Origin of the sequence: Cyanobium sp. Morenito 9A2, assembly GCF_024345575.1 — a bacterium.
Lineage (GTDB): Bacteria > Cyanobacteriota > Cyanobacteriia > PCC-6307 > Cyanobiaceae > ATX-6F1.
Genome location: NZ_JAGQBJ010000006.1, coordinates 40933 through 59384, shown reverse-complemented (window position 1 = coordinate 59384; position 18452 = coordinate 40933). Strand labels below are relative to the sequence as shown.

Here is an 18452-nt window from a genome sequence, read left to right as displayed (position 1 = left end):
GACCTCGGGTGGCGTTGGTGGGCCCCGGCTGTTGGTGTTCAGAAACGGTTGCGGGTCCGGAGCGGGCCTTCAGTAGCGGGGCACGGAGGGGTCCACTTCGACGCTCCAGGCTTCGATGCCGCCGTTGAGATTCCACACGTCGCTGAAGCCCTGGGCCTCCATCAGCCAGGAGCCGAACTGCCAGCTGCGCACCCCCGCGTGACAGAGCACCACCACGGGCCTGCTTCGATCGAGCACGGTGTCGATCCGCTCCACCCATTCACCTGATCGGCCCAGGGCCAGGTGGATCACCGGATGGGGCAGGGCGGCAAGCTCCAGTTCCCTGGCCTCGCGCACATCCACCAGTTGAAGGTCCTCCCCCCGCTGCAGGCGGCTGTGGAGATCGGTGGCGCTGAGGTTGGCGGGCTGGGGCATGGGGTTGGTTGGGTTGTTCGCTGGCTGGGTGTCAAACAGAGCCTTCATGCACAAAGATGAGGCCTCTGCCGTGATCGCTGCGTGAAGCTTCGCCCCTTCCTTGCGGTTGTGCTGGCGGTGGCGCTGCTTCTGCTTTCGCTGGCGGCCGGAGGCTGGTGGCTGCTGCTGCGGCAGAGCCCCCTGGCGCTCCAGAGCCACAGTCTGCGGGTACCCCTGGCCTCCCGCTTCATTTCCAGCAACGCTCCCCTGAGCGTCCATCTTCAGGTCAACCCCGACCAGGCGGTGGCCTATGCCCGGGCGGTGGCGCCCCCCCGCCTGCGCCGCCAGGCGGCGGCCGTCCTGGAGCGGCTGCGGGATGGGGCCTTTGCCGCCGTCGGCCTCGATTACCCCGGAGAATTGGCGGGTTGGCTGGGGAACGACCTCAGCTTGGCCTTGCTGGAGCCCCCGTCCGAGGGGAGCCCGCCCGGCTGGGTGCTGGCCCTGGCCAGCCGCGACCCGCAGGGGGCGCGCAGCTTCCTGCAGCGCTTCTGGCAGACCCGAAGCCTCGCGGGCACGGACCTGCAGATCAGCAGTTACCGCGGCATGGGCTTGATCAGCGGCCGTGGCGCCCTGCTGGGCCAGCGGCCCCAGCCCCTGGCCACGGCCCTAATTGACGACGACCTGGTGCTGATCGCCTCGGGACGGATGGTGCTGGAGCAGGCCCTGGACGTGTCCCAGATCGAGGCCCTCAACCAGGCGGGCAGCGGCGCGTTCCGCGCCGCGATCGAGCATCTGGGTCAAGGTGTCGCCCTGATCACCGCCCGGCCTGGCGCCCTGCCGTTCGATCTGGGCCTGGCCGCCGCCGGGGCGTCCGTCTCTCCGCCGCAGGGTCTGGTGGCCTCCCTGGCCCCCTCTGGCTCGGGCGTGGTGCTCGAGGCCAGCCTGGGGGGCGAGGGTTCCCTGGCGCCAGCCGCCGGCACCTTGGGCCTGCCGCTGCTGACGGCCCTGCGCGGTAACCCCGCCAGCCTGCTTCTCCTGGCCGATGGGGCTGATCTTCTCGAAAACGGGGATGGCGAGGCGCCAGGTGGCAACGCCCTGGTGGCCTCTGGGCTCAGGCAGGCGCTGGCGAGCCTGGCCGGTGGCCCCCTGCCAGCCCTGCTGGCCCAGCAGACCGCTGGGCCCCTGCTGTTGGCCACCCAGCCCGGGGGCTGGTTGATTGGCACCGCCCCCGATCAGCCCCTCCCCTCCGACCTCCAGCCCGCTCTGGCCAGCGCCGGTTTTCTGGAGGCGCCCCTGGAGGTGGATGGCCACGACCTGACCGTCTGGACCCAGCTCCAGGCCAAGCCGATCAAGGGCGACCCGGATCAGTTGCGCGCCAGCCTGGCCGGTGCCCGGGGCGTCGAGGCGGGGTTGGCCTGGTGGGGTGAGGGCCTTGCGGTGCTCCAGGAGCAGTGGCAAGGCCACTCCCCTGCCCGCGCGCGCCTGGCTCAATTGGAGGCTCTTGGGGCACCCCAGGCGCCGATCCAATGGGCCCTGGCGCCCGTGCCCGCCCGGGCTCTGCTGGGCCGCTGGCAACCCTGGCAGCTGCTGGGCGGCCTCGCCAGCGCCCCATTGACAGAGCGGGTTCAGGGTCTGGCCCTGGGCCTGGAGGGGAGTCCGGGAGCCGCCGCCGGGGCCTCAGCAGGGACTCCCGAGAGGTCCGAAACGGGGGGCCTGCGGCTCAAGGCTCGCCTGGAGCTGGCTTGAATCCATGGGGGCCCATCGCGAACTGCTGTTGCTGCGCCATGGCCGTGCCCAGGAGCGCACCTCGGATCTGGACGACACCACGCGCGCCCTCACGCCCGAGGGCCGCCGCCGCAGCGGGCTGGTGCTGGAGCGGCTGCTGGCGATCGGTCTGCGCTGCGACCACATGGTCAGCAGCCCCCTGGTGCGGGCCCGTCAGACCGCCGAACTGGCGCTGGCGGCGGGCCTGGTGGACCGCCTGGAGATCAGCTCCTCCTTGGCCCCTGGCGGTAGCCCAGAACCGCTGTTGCGTGGACCTTGGAGGCGCCTGGCCCTGGTGGGCCATGAACCCGATCTCAGCGAGCTGGCGGCCAGGCTCCTGGACGCACCCGCCGGCAGCCTGCGGCTGCGCAAGGCGGGGGTGGTGCTCCTGGGGCTGGTCGATGCCCCGGCCTCAGCGGCCCAAGCGGGTGATGCGCCATGGCCCCCCGGGGGGGCCACCCTTCAGTTGCTGCTCAGTCCCCGCAGCCTGGGGCTCTGAGCGTTCAAGGTCGTTGGAAAGGCACCTCCGCCGGTCGGTAGCGCTACTGCGAGCCTCGGGCCCTCGGTCCTAGGTTTCAGGGCCCCCCGCACACCGCGCCGCCATGGTTGTCGAGGCTTCCCCCCAGGCCGCCACGGGCAATGGAGTGGTCTTCCGCCCCGGCCTGGAGGGGGTGCCCGCCACCCAATCGGCGATCTGTGACATCGACGGCACCCAGGGCCTGCTCACCTACCGGGGCTATCCGCTCGAGGAGCTGGCGGTCCACAGCAGTTTCCTGGAAACCACCCATCTGCTCATCTGGGGCGAGTTGCCCAATGCCGAGGAACTGCGGGCCTTCGAGCGGGAGGTGCAGATGCACCGCCGGGTGAGCTTCCGCATCCGGGACATGATGAAGAGCTTCCCCTCGGGGGGGCACCCGATGGATGCCTTGCAGGCCAGTGCCGCTTCCCTGGGTCTGTTCTATTCCCGCCGCGCCCTCGACAACCCCGAATACATCTACGGGGCCGTGGTCCGGCTGATCGCCAAGATTCCAACGATGGTCGCGGCCTTCCAGCTGATCCGCAAGGGGCAGGATCCGATCCAGCCCCGGGACGATCTGGCCTATGCCTCCAACTTCCTTTACATGCTCACCGAGCAGGAGCCCGATCCCCTGGCGGCCCGCATTTTTGATGCCTGTCTGATTCTCCACGCCGAGCACAGCCTTAACGCCAGCACCTTCAGCGCCCGCGTCACCGCCAGCACCCTCACCGATCCCTACGCCGTGGTGGCCTCGGCCGTCGGCACCCTGGCGGGGCCCCTCCACGGCGGCGCCAACGAAGATGTGCTGACAATGCTTGAGGAGATCGGCAGCGAAGACCAGGTGGAGGCCTGGCTGGATCGGGCCATCGCCGGGAAGCAGAAGATCATGGGTTTCGGCCACCGCGAGTACAAGGTCAAGGATCCCCGCGCCGTGATTCTCCAGAAGCTGGCGGAGCAGCTCTTCGATCAGTTCGGCCACGATCCGCTCTACGACCTGGCCCGCAAGTTGGAGCAGGTGGCCGCCGAGCGGCTGGGCCCCAAGGGCATCTATCCCAATGTGGATTTCTATTCCGGCCTCGTCTACCGCAAGCTCGGCATCCCGGAAGACCTGTTCACACCGCTCTTCGCCATCGCCCGCACCGCCGGTTGGCTGGCCCACTGGAAGGAGCAGCTGGGGGCCAACCGCATCTTCCGGCCCACGCAGATCTACACCGGTGCCAGCCGTCGGGCCTGGGAGCCCATCAGCGCCCGCCCCGCCCACTCCTGACCACTTGCGCCTAAGTTGCCTCCACAGCAGCTGCCCCCATGGTTCCTGCCCTCGCAGACCTCACCCCTTTGATCTCCGCCGCCGTGACTCCCGGTGTGGTGAGCCCTGGCCTGGACCTGGAGTCCAGTTTCAGCGCCGCTCTTGAAGGCTTCGGCTTCACCCCTGCCGCCGCCCATCTGCTCTGGCTGCCCCTGCCGATGCTGCTGGTGCTGGTGGCGGCCGTCGTTGGCGTGCTGGTCACCGTGTGGCTGGAGCGAAAAATTTCGGCGGCGGTGCAGCAGCGCATCGGCCCCGAGTACGCCGGGGCCCTGGGCGTGCTTCAGCCGATCGCCGATGGACTCAAGCTCCTGGTCAAGGAAGACGTGATTCCTGCCAAGGCCGATGGCCTGCTCTTCACCCTCGGACCGATCCTGGTGGTGGTGCCGGTGATCCTCTCCTGGCTGGTGGTGCCCTTCGGCCAGCACCTCCTGATCAGCAACGTGGGCGTCGGGATCTTTCTGTGGATCTCCCTGAGCAGCATCCAGCCCATTGGCTTGCTGATGAGCGGTTACTCAAGTAACAACAAGTATTCGTTGCTCGGGGGGCTGCGGGCGGCGGCCCAGTCGATCAGCTACGAGATTCCCCTGGCCCTGGCGGTGCTTGCGATTGTGATGATGAGCAACTCGCTCTCCACCGTCGACATCGTCGATCAACAGAACGGTGCGGGGATTTTGAGCTGGAACATCTGGCGTCAGCCGGTTGGATTTCTGATCTTCTGGATCTGTGCCCTCGCCGAATGCGAGCGCCTGCCCTTCGATCTTCCAGAGGCCGAGGAGGAACTCGTGGCGGGCTACCAGACCGAGTACGCCGGCATGAAGTTTGCCCTCTTCTACCTGGGCAGTTACATCAACCTCGTGCTCTCGGCCCTGCTGGTGTCGGTGCTTTACCTGGGCGGCTGGGGTTTCCCGGTGCCCGTGGAGTGGCTCGCCTCGGCCCTGGGCCTCTCCCCGGATGCGCCACTGGTGCAGGTGATCACGGGCTCGGTGGGCATCGTGATGACTGTGCTCAAGGCCTACGCGCTGGTGTTCATCGCCATCCTGCTGCGCTGGACCACCCCTCGGGTGCGGATCGACCAGCTCCTCGATCTGGGCTGGAAGTTCCTGCTGCCGATCGCCCTGGTCAATCTGCTGGTCACCGCCGGCCTGAAGTTGGCTTTCCCGGCCTTTTTCGGCGGCTGAGGCCCGCTCCCCGCCATCATGCTGTCCAGGCCTTCCGCACTTCACCCTCCCCTTCCAGGCTCATGTTTGGCTTTCTGAAACAGGTCGGTGACTACACCAAGGATGCGGTCAGTGCCGCGAAGTACATCACCGATGGTCTTTCGGTCACGTTTGATCACCTCAAGCGCCGGCCGATCACGGTTCAGTACCCCTACGAAAAACTGATTCCCTCAGAGCGCTACCGGGGCCGCATCCACTTTGAATTCGATAAGTGCATCGCCTGTGAGGTGTGTGTGAGGGTTTGCCCGATCAACCTGCCGGTGGTGGATTGGGTCGCAAACAAAGAGACCAAGAAGAAGGAACTCCGAAATTATTCGATCGATTTCGGTGTGTGTATCTTCTGTGGTAACTGCGTCGAATACTGCCCCACCAACTGCCTCTCGATGACCGAGGAGTATGAGCTGGCGGCCTTCGATCGCCATAGCCTCAACTATGACAACGTCGCCCTTGGTCGTCTGCCCACCAGCGTCACCCAAGATCCGGCGGTGATCCCCCTCAGGGAATTTGGTTACTTGCCCAAGGGGGTCATCGATCCCCACGGCGTCGATCCCGCCCGTCCCCGAGCTGGGGCTCGCCCCGACCAGATCCTCGCGGACGAAGCCGCTGCGGCCCCTTCCACCCCTGCCCCTGCCACCGACACCGGAGTGCCCTCCTGATGTCCATTGCTTCCACGGCTCAGTTCATCTGCTTTGCCGCCCTCTCGATCACTCTGGTGGTGGGTGCCCTTGGGGTTGTTCTGCTGCCCAACATCGTTTATTCAGCCTTCCTGCTTGGAGGGGTGTTTCTCTCCGTGGCCGGCCTCTACCTGCTGCTCAACGCCAGCTTCGTCGCCGCCGCCCAGGTGCTGGTCTATGTCGGCGCCGTGAACGTGCTGATCCTGTTCGCGATCATGCTTGTGAACAAGAAGGAAAATCTGGCCGCCATCCCCGGGCTGGCTCTGCGCCGGGTGCTCTCCGGCGCGGTCTGCGCCGGTCTCTTCGCCTTGCTGTTGCGCGTCGATCTCACCACCTCCTGGGCCCTTCCCGGGCCGGAGCCCCTGGGGGATGAGGCCACCCTGCGCATCGGCGAACATCTGTTCAGCGACTACCTGCTGCCCTTTGAGCTGGCCTCGGTGCTGCTGTTGATGTCGATGATCGGCGCGATCGTGCTCGCCCGCCGCGATGTCCTCGTCAGCGATGTGATCACCGGTGAGCCGGTGGATCAAGGTCTGATCGAGAAGGAGCGCATCCCCCTGCTGCTGGATCGCTCCGCCCTGGAATCGTCTCTCTTGGAGAAAACCCCATGAGCCTTGAACTCCCCACCACCATCCCCCTGCAGGCCTACCTGGTGCTGGCGGCGCTGCTCTTCTGCACCGGCGTCTGGGGACTGATCAACAGCCGCAATGCCGTGCGGGTGCTGATGAGCATCGAGTTGATGCTCAACGGCGTCAATATCAATCTCATGGCCTTCTCCAGCTACCTCGACGGTCAGCTGATCCGCGGCCAGGTGTTCGCGATTTTCGTGATCTGCGTGGCGGCGGCCGAGGCGGCCGTTGGGCTGGCGATTTTGCTCTCCCTCTACCGCAACCGTGAAACCGTCGACATGGAACGCTTCAACCTGCTGCGCTGGTAGGGCTGGCGGTTTGTTCATCCGCCCACCGTCTCTTTTGAGGGGCTGAGTATGCGTCTGGAGACGGTCTGGCTCATCCATCGTGCCGGCAACGCTCCGGCGCAACGCCAGTCCCGCCGCTGCGCAGCAGATCTGCGCAGCCAGGGAATTGCTGTGGCGCTCGCCGCCAGTGGCCAGGACCTGGACCCCTATCCTTCCTTGATCGCGTCCGGCACTGGTCTGCCCGATCTGGCCGTGGTGCTGGGGGGCGATGGCACTGTCTTGGGGGCTTCCCGTCACCTGGGGCCCTTGGGGGTGCCGATCCTCAGTTTCAATGTCGGGGGTCACCTTGGCTTCCTCACCCACGACCGCAAGCTGCTCCGCCTCTGGGATCCCGATGGCTCAGATCGAACCGCCGAGGTTGACCAGAAGAGCGCTGCGCCGGGCTCGCCTCCCCAGGAAGCCGACCGATCCCAGCACCGCGAGTTCAATCTTTGGCAGCGCCTGCGCGAGGACCGCTTCGCCCTTGAGCGCAGGATGATGTTGGAAGCCTCCCTGGAGAGCGACTCTGGCGAGCCGCTGATCACCAGCGCCGGGATCCACACCGCCCTGAATGATGTCTACGTGCGCCCCAGCCTGGAAACCCTCTCCCCCACCTGCGATCTGGAGCTGGCCATCGATGGCGAGGTCATCGACCACTTCCGCGGTGACGGCCTGATCATCGCCACCCCCACTGGCTCCACCGGCTATGTCATGGCCGCCGGGGGACCGATCCTGCACCCGGGACTGGACGCGATTGTGGTCACTCCGATCTGTCCGATGAGCCTCTCCAGCCGCACGGTGGTGGTGCCGCCCCGGGCGCAGCTGGTGATTCGCCCCCTGGGGGAGCCGGGCCGGCGGGTGCGGCTCTGGAAGGACGGGGCCCAGGCAGGGGAGCTGGTGCCGGGTGAGCGCGTTCTGGTGCGGCGCTCACGCCACCAGGCCCTGATGGTGGTTCTGGAGCAGAGCCCCTCTTACTACCGCACCCTCACCCAGAAGTTGCACTGGGCTGGCAGCCTTTCGGTGCCCGATTCCCCTCGCCCCCATGGAGCGTGGGGAGGCTGATGGCGCTGGAGATCGAGCGGCGGTTTCTTGTCGCTGGGGGGGAGGCCTGGCGTCCCCATGTGATTGGGGAGCAGGCCCTGCGCCAGGGCTACCTGGCGGCTGAGCGGGACGGTTTCACGGTGCGGGTGCGTTGCGCCGCCGCTGAGGCCGGGAAGGGCGCTGATGGCGGCAACGGCAGGGCCTGGCTCACCTTGAAGGCGCCCACCGGAGGCCTGGCCCGCCATGAGTTCGAGTATCCGATCCCTTCTGAGGAGGCCGCCACCCTCCTGGACCTGGCGCCGGTGACCTTGAGCAAGCGTCGCTACAGCCTCGATCTGAGCGGTGGCGACTGGGTGCTTGATGTCTTCGAGGGGGTGAATGCTCCCCTGGTGATCGCTGAGGTGGAGCTGGAGCGGGCGGATCAGCCGGTGCCCCTTCCCCCCTGGTGCTCCTGGGAGATCACCGGCCTTGGGGAGCTCAGCAATGCGGCCCTTGCGCACCATCCGTTCGAGCGCTGGGAGGCGGAGCCGCGCAGATGGATCCTGCAGCATCTGGGGGGCTCGGAGGCTGCTCCCTAGGCCATAGGCTTTGGGAAAGGAACGGGCTTGGGGTTTGACGCGCCCCTGTACCTGGACCAACGTCATTGATGGATTGCCGTGATCGGCCTCTACGACCACCAGGGTCTGCTGCGCTTCGTGGGGCGCGACCGAGATGCCTGCCAGGACTATGTCGAACTGTTCGAGCTCGAAGCCGACGCTGTCACGTTCGAACCCCTGGGCGACGACGGGGGGGACTGGGTCTGGGCGGACTGAGCTCTGCGGGCTAGCGCTCCTGTCGCGCTGGATCAGGGGTGCTGGCCGGGGGCGGGCAGGGTGCAGCAGTTGAAGCCGTCACGGCAGATCTTGCCATTGTCCATGGCCCAATTGAGCAGGGCCACCCGGTTCTTGGCGCCGGTCTTGGTGAAGATGTTGCTGACGTGGTTGTCGACCGTGCGCTTGCTGATCACGAGCTTTTCGGCCACTTCCTGATTCGTGAGCCCCGTGGCCACCAGCTCAATGATTTCAAGCTCCCGTTCCGACAGGCTGGTGCGTACCGCAGGCAGGCCGCCGAGATCAGGCATCACGGGTCAGGAGCCCTTGGACAACGTCACTGTACCCAGGCCGAAAGGCTGTGTTAACCCATGATGGGACCCACCCGGCTGACGCCTCGAACCTTGCTGCTACAAGAGGCCCTCCGCTCCGGTCAGTTCGCGATCACGGCGGAGGTGACCCCTCCAAGGGGTGGCGATGCGGCCCGCGCCTTGGGGGTTGCCGCTTCCCTCAAGGGTCTGGTGCATGCCATCAACGTCACCGATGGCAGCCGGGCGGTGATGCGTATGAGCAGCCTGGCGGTCTGCAAGTTGCTGCTGGAGGCGGGTATCGAGCCTGTCTGGCAGCTCACCTGCCGGGATCGCAACCGCATTGCGCTTCAGGCCGATCTGCTGGGGGCCCATGCCCTGGGCATCCGCAATCTGCTCTGCCTCACGGGCGATCCCGTTCGCGCCGGAGACCAGCCCAGCGCCCGCCCCGTGAACGAACTGGAGGCCGTGCGGCTGCTGGAGTTGGTGTCGGCCTTCAACCGCGGCGAAGACCCCGTGAAGGACACCTTGCCCGATGGTCCCACAGCCCTGTTTGCTGGCACAGCTGCCGATCCCCAGTCTCGGAGCTGGAGTGGCCTCAAGCGCCGACTGGAGCGCAAGCAGGCTGCCGGCGCCCGCTTCATCCAGACCCAGATGGTGATGGATACCGGCGCCCTTGAACGTTTTTGCGATCAGATTGCTCGACCCTTTGGGCTGCCGGTGCTGGCGGGGGTGTTTCTGCTTAAGTCGGCCCGCAACGCCGCATTCATCAACCGGGTGGTGCCAGGGGCCTCGATTCCCCAGGATGTGATCGATCGGCTGCAGGGCGCCAGCGATCCGGCCGCTGAGGGCATCGCCATCGCCGCCGAGCAGGTGCGTGCCTACCGAACGATCGCCCAAGGGGTTCATCTGATGGCGATTAAAGCGGAAGAACGGATTCCGGCGATTCTCCAGGCGGCGGGCCTCCCGCCGCTCATCGAGCCCGCCGTCGTGCGCTGAAACAGGTGGGCCCTGGGGCGGGGATGAGACGATCGCTCAGTTCGCCTTGCCCACGGCGAGGTCGGTGCCGAGCAAGTCGGCGAGGGCCTTCTGTTGGGGGGAGGGGGCGCCATGGTCCTGGCGGCGGGAATCCGTGATCAACCAATCGAGAGCGGCTTCCTGGAGATCGAAGTGATCTCCATTGCGATCAACGCAATAGCGGCCGAACACGAGTTTCTCCACCAGCCGCACTCCTGCTCCAATACGGGAGTACTCAAAGATGATCGAGTTGTCGATCGTGCTGCCCTCGCAGATGTGACAACTGGGACCAATCATCGTGGGCCCGATGATGGTGGCTCCATCTTCGATCTTGGTCATTCCACCCACGTAGACGGGGCCTTTGACGTTAATCCGGTCCCAGTTGGCGGCCACATTCAGGCCGGTGAAGACACCGGGATGCACCTCCTTGCCTGGAATTTCCACCTGGCGCACGTGTCCTTCGAGCACGCTGCGAATCGCCTGCCAGTAATCAGGAACTTTGCCGATGTCCACCCACTCGAATTCCATCGGAAGGGCGTAGAAAGGTGCCCCGGCCTCGACCAGCTTGGGGAAAAGATCGGCGCCGATGTCGAAGGGCACGCCGACGGGGATGTGATCGAGAACCTCAGGTTCGAAGATGTAGATGCCAGTGTTGATCGTGTCGCTCAGGGCATCCGAGATGTCGGGTTTCTCCTGGAACGTGAGCACGCGGCCGTCGTTGTCGGTGACCACCACGCCATAGCTGCTGACCTGGTCGCGGGGCACGCGCTTGGTGACCAGGCTCGCGAGGGCTCCCTTCTCCTTATGGCGCCGTACGGCTTCGGTGAGGTCCAGGTCGATCAGGGCATCACCGCAGAGCACCACAAAGGTGTCGTCGAAGAAGGGTTGGAAGGTCTGGATCTTCTTGATCCCGCCGGCGGAACCCATGGCTTCGCCGAGAAGTTGACCATCTTCAATGCGGCCCTCGAAGCTGTAGGCAATCTCGACGCCGAAGCGTTGGCCGTCGCGGAAATAGTTTTCGATTTCCTCGGCGAGGTGGGAAACATTCACCATGACTTCAGTGAAGCCATGCTCCTTGAGCAACTCCAGCAGAAACTCCATCACAGGTTTCTGCAGGATGGGGATCATTGGCTTGGGGATGGTGTGCGTGATCGGACGCACCCGTGTTCCTTTGCCGGCGGCCAGGATCATCGCCTTCATCGACGTCCGTCTGCCTTGCTGAAGTTGATTCAGTTTAGGTGCAGGGTTCAGGCCGCCAGGGCTTGCCGAGCCGGCAAAGGAGCTGGCACCAAGGGCAGCTGGACGCTTTCGCTGCCCACCAAGTTGCGTTTCAACGTCAAGGGGGCGAACAGGCCCCCCTCCTGGGACAGGTCCACCTTGCCCTGGGCGCAGAGGAACAACAGGGCCCAGAACACCCCTACCCGATCGCTGTCGAGATCCGGTGGGGCTTCGGCGATCCACACCTCCACGAGCGTGTCGAAGCCGACCCAGTCGAGGGCCGCCGGCCAGCGCAGCAGGAACTGACTCAGGGCGGCGGTGGTCTCGGGCAGCTTTTCCCGGTGGGCCAGGGCGGCCACCTGCTCGATCACGGCCCGATCGCTCAGGCGCTTGCTGCGGTAGGTGGGTCGGCTGCGGCCCTGATCCTGCTCCAGGCGCTCGGCGATGTCTTCGAGCTGGCGAATCAATTCCCCCAGGGTCACCGGCCGCTGCAGCGGCGGTGGGGCCACGGGCCGCCGCCAGAGGTGCCGCTCAGGGCGCCGAGGCAGCTCGATCACGACGTCATCGGCATGTTCGTCCGACGCGTCGAAGGCGAAGGCGTCCTCGAGGGGGAGATCGGGGGGGAAGGTCTGGGCTTCGAGCACCTCCGCCTTCAGCGAAACCAGCACCGAAGCAGCCAGAAACGCCTCGCTCGTCTCGGCGAGATCCTGCTCATAGCTGCCCCCCCGCCGGCCCGGGTGCGCCCCCACCAACCGGGGCACGACGATGCGCGAGCGCAGTTGATCCAGGAAGCCGTCGACGACGGCAATCACATCCACATCCCAGGGGTCCAGGTCGCCGCGTTCAGCGGCGTCCTGCAACAGCCGAATGGCCAGCCTGGCGCCCCCCTCAGCCAAACGATGTCCCTTGCGTCGGCCGCAACCTACCCGCTTTCCCCGAGCTCAGCCACCGCAGAGGTTTCACCCGCCGCCGGCAGCAACCCCAGTTGGGCATCCACCGTGGCCCGGTAGCGCTGCACATCCTCTTCGAGCTCACGGATGCGGACCTGCTGGGCCTCGTAGGCGCCGGTGTCGGTGATGGCCTCCACCTTCTTGACCACCCCACTCCAGACGGCGAACACCCAGGCGGCCGTGGCCCCCACACCACTCACCACCAGAAGGAGTGCGGCCAAGGGGAGGGTGAGGTAGATCCCCGGCAGGAAGCGCACTGTGGTGGCTTCGGTGTTCTCGAGGGTGAACATCACCATCGCCAGGCCGAAGCTGAAGATCAGCAGGAAGTTCAGCTGTCGCATCGCTGGGTTCGCCGGACGCCGCCGCGCATCGAAATTCGCGTCTGGGAGCGTAAGGACGGGTCTTGGGATCTGCCCGTCGAGGGCCGCAACTGCAGAGTTTCGTTACCCCTTGGAGGCCCGTCCTCAACCCTCAGGCCAGGGCGGGGGCCCGCAGCATCGCCGGTGGCAGCAGCGCTGTTGCTCCCAGGCCCTTGCGGATCAAGCCGGTGGGAGTGGGACCGATCACCTTGTTGAAGGCCAGATCTTCCCGAGCCACCAGTGCCTCGATGGAAGCCCGATAGCTGTCGGTGACCAGGCGGGGATAGAGACCGATCCCCACGATCGGCACCAGCAGGCAGGAAATGATGTAGATCTCCCGCGGTTCAGCGTCCACCAGATGGGTGTGGCCGGCCAGATCGGGGTTCTCCTTGCCAAAGAAGATCTCCCGCAGCATCGAGAGCAGGTAGATCGGCGTGAGGATCACCCCAATCGCCGCCAATACGGACATCACGATCCGGAAGCTGAGCGTGTAGGCCTCGGAGGTGGCGAAGCCCACGAAGACCATGAGCTCAGAGACGAAACCGCTCATCCCCGGCAGGGCCAGGGAGGCCAGCGAGCAGATGGTCCAGAGGGCGAACATCTTGCGCATCTTCTGGCCCACTCCCCCCATCTCATCGAGCTGCAGCGTGTGGGTGCGGTCGTAGGTGGCGCCCACCAGGAAGAAGAGGCTGGCGCCGATCAGCCCATGGCTCACCATCTGAAGCATGGCGCCGCTGGTGCCCAGGGCACTGAAGCTGCCGATGCCGATCAGCACGAAGCCCATGTGGCTGATCGAGCTGTAGGCGATCTTGCGTTTGAGGTTGCGTTGGGCAAAGGACGTGAGGGCCGCATAGATGATATTCACCACCCCCAGCACCACCAGCAGGGGCGCCAACTGGGCGTGGGCCTCGGGGAGCAGCTGCACGTTGAAGCGCAGCAACGCGTAGCCGCCCATCTTGAGCAAGATGCCCGCCAGCAACATGTGAACAGGTGCCGTGGCCTCGCCGTGGGCGTCGGGGAGCCAGGTGTGCAGAGGCACGATCGGCAATTTCACCCCGAAGGCGATCAGCAGGCCCGCGTAGGCCAGCAGCTGGAAGCCGCTGCCGAAGTTTTTGGCCGCCAGGACGGTGTACTCGAAGCTGGGGGCGCCGCCGCCCTGGAAGCCCATGGCCAGCGCCGCCAGCAGGATGAACACAGAGCCGCCGGCGGTGTAGAGGATGAACTTGGTGGCGGCGTACTGGCGCTTCTTCGCGCCCCAGATCGCCAGCAGCAGGTAGACGGGCAGCAGCTCCAGCTCCCAGGCCAGGAAGAACAGCAGCATGTCCTGCACGGCGAATACGGCGATCTGTCCGCCATCCATGGCCAGGATCAGGAAGAAGAACAGCCGCGGTTTGAAGGTGACCGGCCAGGCCGCCAGCACCGCCAGGGCGGTGATGAAGCTGGTGAGCAGGATCAGGGGCATCGAGAGGCCGTCTGCCCCCACAGACCAGGCCAGGCCCAGATCGGGCAGCCACTCCACCCGTTCAATCAGTTGCAGGCCTTCCACCGAGGGGTCGTAGCCATCGAGGTAGGCGGCCACGGTCACCAGGAAGGTGATCAGGGCAACGCCAAGGGCGTACCAGCGGATGGTCTTGCCGTCGCCGGCATCGGGGATGAAGGGGATCGCCAGGGCGGCGGCGATCGGGAACAGGATCGAAATGCTCAGCCAGGGCAAGGCCGTTCCGGAGGCTGTCGTTACGGCGAAGTCCAGGAGCACAGGCGAGGCAGGAGGAGCTGGGCGGAGTGTAGAAATGCCGACCCCAGCCGGTCCGCGCGGATACGGGATTACACACAGAGCATGGAGTGGGCCGTGGCCGTCAGCTCCTTGAGGGGGTCGCAGGAGCCACCTGGGGGAGCCTGGAGCCCAGGCCTGCAGACCCTTGAGCTCAGCCGAAGGCGCTGAACAGCACCACCAGAGCGATCACTCCACCGAAGACGATCAGGGCGTAGAACTGGGCCCGACCGGTTTCGAAGTACTTGAGGCCTTCGCCGCTTCCCAGGGTCAGCAGGCCGGTGAGATTCACGACCCCATCGACGACTTTGGCGTCCACCTCAAGCACCTGGCGGGCGAGTTTGCGGGTGCCGCGCACGAAGAGGCGCTCGTTGAGGTCATCGAGATACCACTTGTGGGCGAGGAAGGCGTTGACGGCGGGAAAGCGAGCGGCCACGAGCGTGGCCAGATCGAGACGGTGCAGGGCGTAGGCCAGCACCGCCACCGTGATCCCCGTGAGGGAGATCGCCACAGAGGCGCCTGCCAGGGGCAGGAACTCACCCCAACTGAAGTGCTCGGCCGCTTCGGCGGCCTCGCGGGGATCGAGCAGGGCCGCAAATCGGCTGTTCCAGGGGGTGCCCAGCAGACCAATGAGCACCGAAGGGACCGCCAGCACCACGAGGGGACTGGCCATCTGCCAGCCCGATTCGTGGGGGTGGCTGGCGTGGTGGCCGTGGTCTTCGTCTCCTTCCATGGAGACTCCCCCCTTGCCGGCTGCCGCCAGCAGCTGCTGGCGCATGGCGTAGTCGTTGCCGCGGAAGGTGCCCTCGAAGGTGAGGAAGTAAAGCCGGAACATATAGAACGCCGTCATGCCAGCGGTCAGGAAGCCCACCACCCAGAGCAACGGGAAGCTGGCAAAGGCCACACCGAGGATCTCGTCCTTGCTCCAGAAGCCAGCCAAAGGAGGGATACCACTGATGGCGACGCAGCCGATCAGGAAGGTGATCGCCGTGATCGGCATGTGTTTGCGCAGGCCGCCCATCAGGCGCATGTCCTGGGCGAGCACGGGTTCGTGGCCCACCACCTCTTCCATGGCGTGGATCACCGAGCCCGAGCCCAGAAAGAGCATCGCCTTGAAGAAGGCATGGGTGACCAGATGGAACATCCCGGCGATCGGGGCGCCGCAGCCCATGGCCAGCACCATGTAGCCCAGCTGGGAGACGGTGCTGTAGGCCAGACCTTTTTTGAGATCCTGCTGGGTGAGAGCAATTGTGGCCCCAAGGAAACAGGTGATCGTGCCCACCACGGCGATCACGGTCTGCACGTCAGGGAATTGCAGATAGATCGGCTGGAGGCGGGCCACCAGGAACACCCCGGCGGCGACCATGGTGGCCGCGTGAATCAGCGCCGAGATCGGTGTCGGGCCCTCCATGGCATCGGGGAGCCACACATGGAGCGGGAACTGGGCGGATTTCGCCATCGGTCCCATGAACACGAGCAGGCAGAGAATCACCGCTGCGGCGTGGGTGATCGTGCCGCTGGCGAGGCCCTCGCCGAGCCGCGCGCCGATCTCCTCGAAGCCGAAGCTGCCCGTGGCCCAGAACAGGCCGAGGATGCCGAGCAGCAGGCCGAAATCCCCCACGCGGTTGACGATGAAGGCCTTCTGAGCGGCATTGGCGGCCCCCTCTCGGTCGTACCAGAAGCCCACCAGCAGGTAGGAGCACATCCCCACCAGCTCCCAGAAGACGTAGATCTCCAGCAGGTTGGGGCTGAGCACCAGCCCAAGCATCGAACTGCTGAACAGGGCCAGGTAGGTGAAAAAGCGCACATAACTTTTGTCGTGCGCCATGTAGCCATCGGAATACACCATCACCAGCAGGGCGATGGTGGTGACCAGGGCCAGCATCACGGCCCCCAGGGCATCCACCCGGTAGCCCATCTGCAGGTTGAAGTCGCCGGTGCTGGCCCAGTTGAAGAGCACTTCAGTAGCGGGGGCGCCCGCGAGCTGCTGGCCGAGGATCACGAAGCTGATCACGGCTGAGGCCCCCACCAGGCTGATCAGCAGCAGGGCGACGGGTTTGCGCAGCCGGTTGATGGTGCGGTTGAAGCTGATCAATCCCAGGCCCACCAGCGCGGCTCCCGCCAGCGGCAGCACCGGGATCAACCAGGCAAGTTCAGCGGCCGAGCTCATCCTGGAAGGGTTTGGGTGCAGGGAGTGTAGGCAGCCTGCCTGGGCGGTTCAGGCCGGATGTGTTGGAGTGCCATCAGCCCAGCAGAGCCCCGAGAGGACTGCGGTTGAAGGCCGTGGAGGCCACGCCGATCCAGCGGTGGCTCCACCACAGCGCCCCGATCGCGATCGCGATCCCCAGCTGGGAGGGTCTGAGGAATTCGGCCAGCACCAGCCGCTGGCGTCCATCCAGCACAGCCCGGAACGGCAGCACCGAGGTGCTTGAGCGCAGCTCCTCGAAGGAGTCACCAAAACGGGCGGCCAGGCGCCGATCGCCATGCCAGACCGCAAACAGATGGTGGGCGATCAGGCCCAGGCAAGCCCAGGCCGTGAAGCTGGTGCCGATCCAGAGCAGGTGGGTGGCGCACCAGAGCACCTGCCCGACCGCCTGGGGATGGCGGCTGATGCGGATGATCCCGCTGGCGTAGAGGCGCACCTCGGGCTTCAGCAGTGCAGGGATCTCCAGCAGGTTGTAGGTGGCGGGATAAAGAAAGAAGAAACTGATCGCCGTCCCCACCCACACGAGCGGCACGATCCAGGGCTGCTCCTGCAGGTTCCAGAGGCGCAGGCCGTCGTAGCGGTGGGCAATGAAGAACCCGATCACCACCACGGCGGCGGGGATGCTCAGGGCGGCGAACAGCAGCCGCCAGGCCCGGGGACCGATCCGCGCCTCCCCCCAGACGCGCAGGGCGGCCCCCCCGCTGTGGAGCACGGCAAAGGCCAGCAGCAGGGCGACCATCACCAGGCTGCTGTGATGGAGAGGCGGGATCACGGCTGGGGGCGTCACTGATGAAGTCTGACGGAGCGTGACCCAGCCCTGGGACAGTTCCTCTTAAAGTTCAGGCCTCACGCAGCTGCCAGCCCTCCGGGGCGCTCCGATGGCTGATCTGCCCTTCACCCTCGATCAGCTGCGCATCCTGCGGGCAATCGCCAGCGAGGGCAGCTTCAAAAAGGCAGCCGACAGCCTCTACGTCACCCAGCCGGCCGTCAGTCTTCAGATCCAGAACCTGGAGAAGCAGCTCGACGTCTCCCTGTTCGATCGAGGCGGGCGCAAAGCTCAGCTCACTGAGGCTGGCCACCTGCTCCTCAGCTATTGCGATCGGATCCTGAGCCAGTGCCAGGAGGCCTGCCGGGCCCTCGACGACCTCCACAACCTCAAGGGGGGCTCCCTGGTGGTGGGCGCCAGCCAGACCACCGGCACCTACCTGATGCCGCGCATGATCGGTCTGTTTCGCCAGAAGTACCCGGATGTGGCCGTGCAGCTCCAGGTGCACAGCACCCGGCGCACGGGCTGGAGTGTGGCCAATGGTCAGGTCGACCTGGCGATCATCGGCGGCGAGCTGCCGAGCGAACTCAACGACCTGCTTCAGGTGGTGCCCTACGCCAGTGACGAGCTCGCCCTGGTGCTGCCCGTGAAGCACCCGCTGTCCCGGCTGCCGGAGATCAGCAAGGACGACCTCTACCGGCTCGGCTTCGTCTGCCTCGATGCCCAGTCCACCACCCGCAAGATGGTGGACCAGCTGCTGGCGCGCTCCGGCCTGGATGTGGGCCGGCTCAAGATCGAGATGGAGCTCAATTCCTTCGAGGCGATCAAGAACGCTGTCCAGAGTGGTCTGGGGGCGGCCTTCCTGCCAGTGGTCTCGATCGAGCGGGAGCTGGCGACGGGCAGCCTGCACCGCCCCAACCTGGCCGATCTCTCCGTGCGGCGTCAGCTCAAGTTGATCACCCACCCGGCCCGCTATTGCTCCAGGGCCTCGGAGGCCTTCCGGCGCGAGGTCCTGCCGGTGTTCGCCAGCCCCGACAGCCCCCTGCGCCAGCCGGGCCGGGTCGTCTCGGCGCCAGGGCCGGTGGCTGTGACGGCAGGGGGGGCGGCGTTCACTCCGGCGATGTCGGCCCCATCGGGAAGCTCACCGCTGGCCAACGGTGAGCTGGGCCAGCCCTAGGACA

Annotated in this window: 20 protein-coding genes; 12 read left to right on the top strand and 8 right to left on the bottom strand. The window is 66.0% G+C overall.

Annotation, left to right across the window (positions count from 1 at the left end):
* Window positions 1-69: 69 nt before the first annotated feature.
* Window positions 70-462 (bottom strand): rhodanese-like domain-containing protein, encoded by a 393-nt coding sequence (locus KBY88_RS09075; RefSeq protein WP_254939606.1) that lies wholly within the window; start codon window positions 460-462, stop codon window positions 70-72.
* Between the two features lie 33 nt (window positions 463-495).
* Here KBY88_RS09075 and KBY88_RS09070 point away from each other — a divergent pair, with 33 nt between their 5' ends.
* From KBY88_RS09070 to KBY88_RS09025, 10 genes are all read left to right on the top strand, one after another.
* Window positions 496-2139, top strand: a complete 1644-nt coding sequence (locus KBY88_RS09070; RefSeq protein WP_254939605.1) for a DUF3352 domain-containing protein — start codon at window positions 496-498, stop codon at window positions 2137-2139.
* Between the two features lie 4 nt (window positions 2140-2143).
* Window positions 2144-2656, top strand: a complete 513-nt coding sequence (locus tag KBY88_RS09065) for a SixA phosphatase family protein (protein WP_254939604.1) — start codon at window positions 2144-2146, stop codon at window positions 2654-2656.
* Window positions 2657-2759: 103 nt separating this feature from the next.
* Window positions 2760-3941 (top strand): citrate synthase, encoded by a 1182-nt coding sequence (locus KBY88_RS09060; RefSeq protein ID WP_254939603.1) that lies wholly within the window; start codon window positions 2760-2762, stop codon window positions 3939-3941.
* A gap of 98 nt (window positions 3942-4039) precedes the next feature.
* Window positions 4040-5158 carry an NADH-quinone oxidoreductase subunit NuoH gene (gene nuoH / locus KBY88_RS09055; protein WP_254939716.1) on the top strand — a complete coding sequence of 373 codons (1119 nt, stop codon included), beginning with the start codon at window positions 4040-4042 and terminating at the stop codon, window positions 5156-5158.
* A gap of 62 nt (window positions 5159-5220) precedes the next feature.
* Window positions 5221-5853, top strand: a complete 633-nt coding sequence (gene ndhI / locus KBY88_RS09050) for an NAD(P)H-quinone oxidoreductase subunit I (RefSeq protein WP_254939602.1) — start codon at window positions 5221-5223, stop codon at window positions 5851-5853.
* Entirely contained in the window at window positions 5853-6482 is a 630-nt protein-coding gene (locus tag KBY88_RS09045) for an NADH-quinone oxidoreductase subunit J (RefSeq protein ID WP_254939601.1), read from the top strand. The genes ndhI and KBY88_RS09045 overlap by 1 nt, the downstream gene beginning before the upstream one ends.
* Window positions 6479-6808, top strand: coding sequence for an NADH-quinone oxidoreductase subunit NuoK (gene nuoK, locus KBY88_RS09040; RefSeq protein ID WP_254939600.1), 330 nt, complete (start codon window positions 6479-6481; stop codon window positions 6806-6808). The genes KBY88_RS09045 and nuoK overlap by 4 nt, the downstream gene beginning before the upstream one ends.
* Before the next feature lie 48 nt (window positions 6809-6856).
* Window positions 6857-7888: an NAD(+)/NADH kinase gene (locus KBY88_RS09035; RefSeq protein WP_254939599.1), complete on the top strand. Its 1032-nt coding sequence runs from the start codon at window positions 6857-6859 to the stop codon at window positions 7886-7888.
* Complete coding sequence (locus tag KBY88_RS09030) at window positions 7888-8445, top strand: CYTH domain-containing protein (RefSeq protein ID WP_254939598.1); 558 nt, start codon at window positions 7888-7890, stop codon at window positions 8443-8445. The genes KBY88_RS09035 and KBY88_RS09030 overlap by 1 nt, the downstream gene beginning before the upstream one ends.
* 78 nt (window positions 8446-8523) lie before the next feature.
* Complete coding sequence (locus tag KBY88_RS09025) at window positions 8524-8679, top strand: hypothetical protein (RefSeq protein WP_254939597.1); 156 nt, start codon at window positions 8524-8526, stop codon at window positions 8677-8679.
* Between the two features lie 32 nt (window positions 8680-8711).
* On the opposite strand, the gene pedR is transcribed toward KBY88_RS09025, so the two are convergent.
* Complete coding sequence (gene pedR, locus KBY88_RS09020; protein WP_254939596.1) at window positions 8712-8987, bottom strand: photosynthetic electron transport-dependent transcriptional regulator PedR; 276 nt, start codon at window positions 8985-8987, stop codon at window positions 8712-8714.
* A gap of 93 nt (window positions 8988-9080) precedes the next feature.
* Here pedR and KBY88_RS09015 point away from each other — a divergent pair, with 93 nt between their 5' ends.
* Window positions 9081-9983, top strand: coding sequence for a methylenetetrahydrofolate reductase (locus KBY88_RS09015; RefSeq protein ID WP_254939595.1), 903 nt, complete (start codon window positions 9081-9083; stop codon window positions 9981-9983).
* 36 nt (window positions 9984-10019) lie between these two features.
* On the opposite strand, the gene KBY88_RS09010 is transcribed toward KBY88_RS09015, so the two are convergent.
* From KBY88_RS09010 to KBY88_RS08985, 6 genes are all read right to left on the bottom strand, one after another.
* The gene (locus KBY88_RS09010; RefSeq protein WP_254939594.1) at window positions 10020-11201 is read right to left on the bottom strand and encodes a nucleotidyltransferase family protein; all 1182 of its coding nucleotides are present in this window, start codon (window positions 11199-11201) and stop codon (window positions 10020-10022) included.
* A 47-nt stretch (window positions 11202-11248) separates the two neighbouring features.
* Window positions 11249-12115 (bottom strand): segregation/condensation protein A, encoded by an 867-nt coding sequence (locus KBY88_RS09005; RefSeq protein WP_254939593.1) that lies wholly within the window; start codon window positions 12113-12115, stop codon window positions 11249-11251.
* A 26-nt stretch (window positions 12116-12141) separates the two neighbouring features.
* Entirely contained in the window at window positions 12142-12510 is a 369-nt protein-coding gene (locus KBY88_RS09000; protein ID WP_254939592.1) for a lipopolysaccharide assembly protein LapA domain-containing protein, read from the bottom strand.
* A gap of 130 nt (window positions 12511-12640) precedes the next feature.
* Window positions 12641-14284 carry an NAD(P)H-quinone oxidoreductase subunit 4 gene (locus KBY88_RS08995; protein WP_254939591.1) on the bottom strand — a complete coding sequence of 548 codons (1644 nt, stop codon included), beginning with the start codon at window positions 14282-14284 and terminating at the stop codon, window positions 12641-12643.
* A gap of 169 nt (window positions 14285-14453) precedes the next feature.
* A complete protein-coding gene (locus tag KBY88_RS08990; protein ID WP_254939590.1) occupies window positions 14454-16469 on the bottom strand; it encodes an NAD(P)H-quinone oxidoreductase subunit 5 in 2016 nt (671 codons plus the stop codon).
* Window positions 16470-16542: 73 nt separating this feature from the next.
* Complete coding sequence (locus KBY88_RS08985; RefSeq protein ID WP_254939715.1) at window positions 16543-17244, bottom strand: NnrU family protein; 702 nt, start codon at window positions 17242-17244, stop codon at window positions 16543-16545.
* Between the two features lie 139 nt (window positions 17245-17383).
* Here KBY88_RS08985 and KBY88_RS08980 point away from each other — a divergent pair, with 139 nt between their 5' ends.
* Window positions 17384-18448, top strand: a complete 1065-nt coding sequence (locus KBY88_RS08980; protein ID WP_254939589.1) for a LysR family transcriptional regulator — start codon at window positions 17384-17386, stop codon at window positions 18446-18448.
* The last annotated feature ends 4 nt before the right edge of the window (window positions 18449-18452 follow it).

Coding starts and splice junctions, on each gene's coding strand:
- KBY88_RS09075 (WP_254939606.1), bottom strand. CDS start 462: ATGAAGGCTCTGTTTGACACCCAGCCAGCGAACAACCCAACCAACCCC.
- KBY88_RS09065 (WP_254939604.1), top strand. CDS start 2,144: ATGGGGGCCCATCGCGAACTGCTGTTGCTGCGCCATGGCCGTGCCCAG.
- KBY88_RS09060 (WP_254939603.1), top strand. CDS start 2,760: ATGGTTGTCGAGGCTTCCCCCCAGGCCGCCACGGGCAATGGAGTGGTC.
- ndhI (WP_254939602.1), top strand. CDS start 5,221: ATGTTTGGCTTTCTGAAACAGGTCGGTGACTACACCAAGGATGCGGTC.
- KBY88_RS09045 (WP_254939601.1), top strand. CDS start 5,853: ATGTCCATTGCTTCCACGGCTCAGTTCATCTGCTTTGCCGCCCTCTCG.
- nuoK (WP_254939600.1), top strand. CDS start 6,479: ATGAGCCTTGAACTCCCCACCACCATCCCCCTGCAGGCCTACCTGGTG.
- KBY88_RS09035 (WP_254939599.1), top strand. CDS start 6,857: ATGCGTCTGGAGACGGTCTGGCTCATCCATCGTGCCGGCAACGCTCCG.
- KBY88_RS09030 (WP_254939598.1), top strand. CDS start 7,888: ATGGCGCTGGAGATCGAGCGGCGGTTTCTTGTCGCTGGGGGGGAGGCC.
- pedR (WP_254939596.1), bottom strand. CDS start 8,987: ATGCCTGATCTCGGCGGCCTGCCTGCGGTACGCACCAGCCTGTCGGAA.
- KBY88_RS09010 (WP_254939594.1), bottom strand. CDS start 11,201: ATGAAGGCGATGATCCTGGCCGCCGGCAAAGGAACACGGGTGCGTCCG.
- KBY88_RS09000 (WP_254939592.1), bottom strand. CDS start 12,510: ATGCGACAGCTGAACTTCCTGCTGATCTTCAGCTTCGGCCTGGCGATG.
- KBY88_RS08990 (WP_254939590.1), bottom strand. CDS start 16,469: ATGAGCTCGGCCGCTGAACTTGCCTGGTTGATCCCGGTGCTGCCGCTG.
- KBY88_RS08985 (WP_254939715.1), bottom strand. CDS start 17,244: ATGGTCGCCCTGCTGCTGGCCTTTGCCGTGCTCCACAGCGGGGGGGCC.
- KBY88_RS08980 (WP_254939589.1), top strand. CDS start 17,384: ATGGCTGATCTGCCCTTCACCCTCGATCAGCTGCGCATCCTGCGGGCA.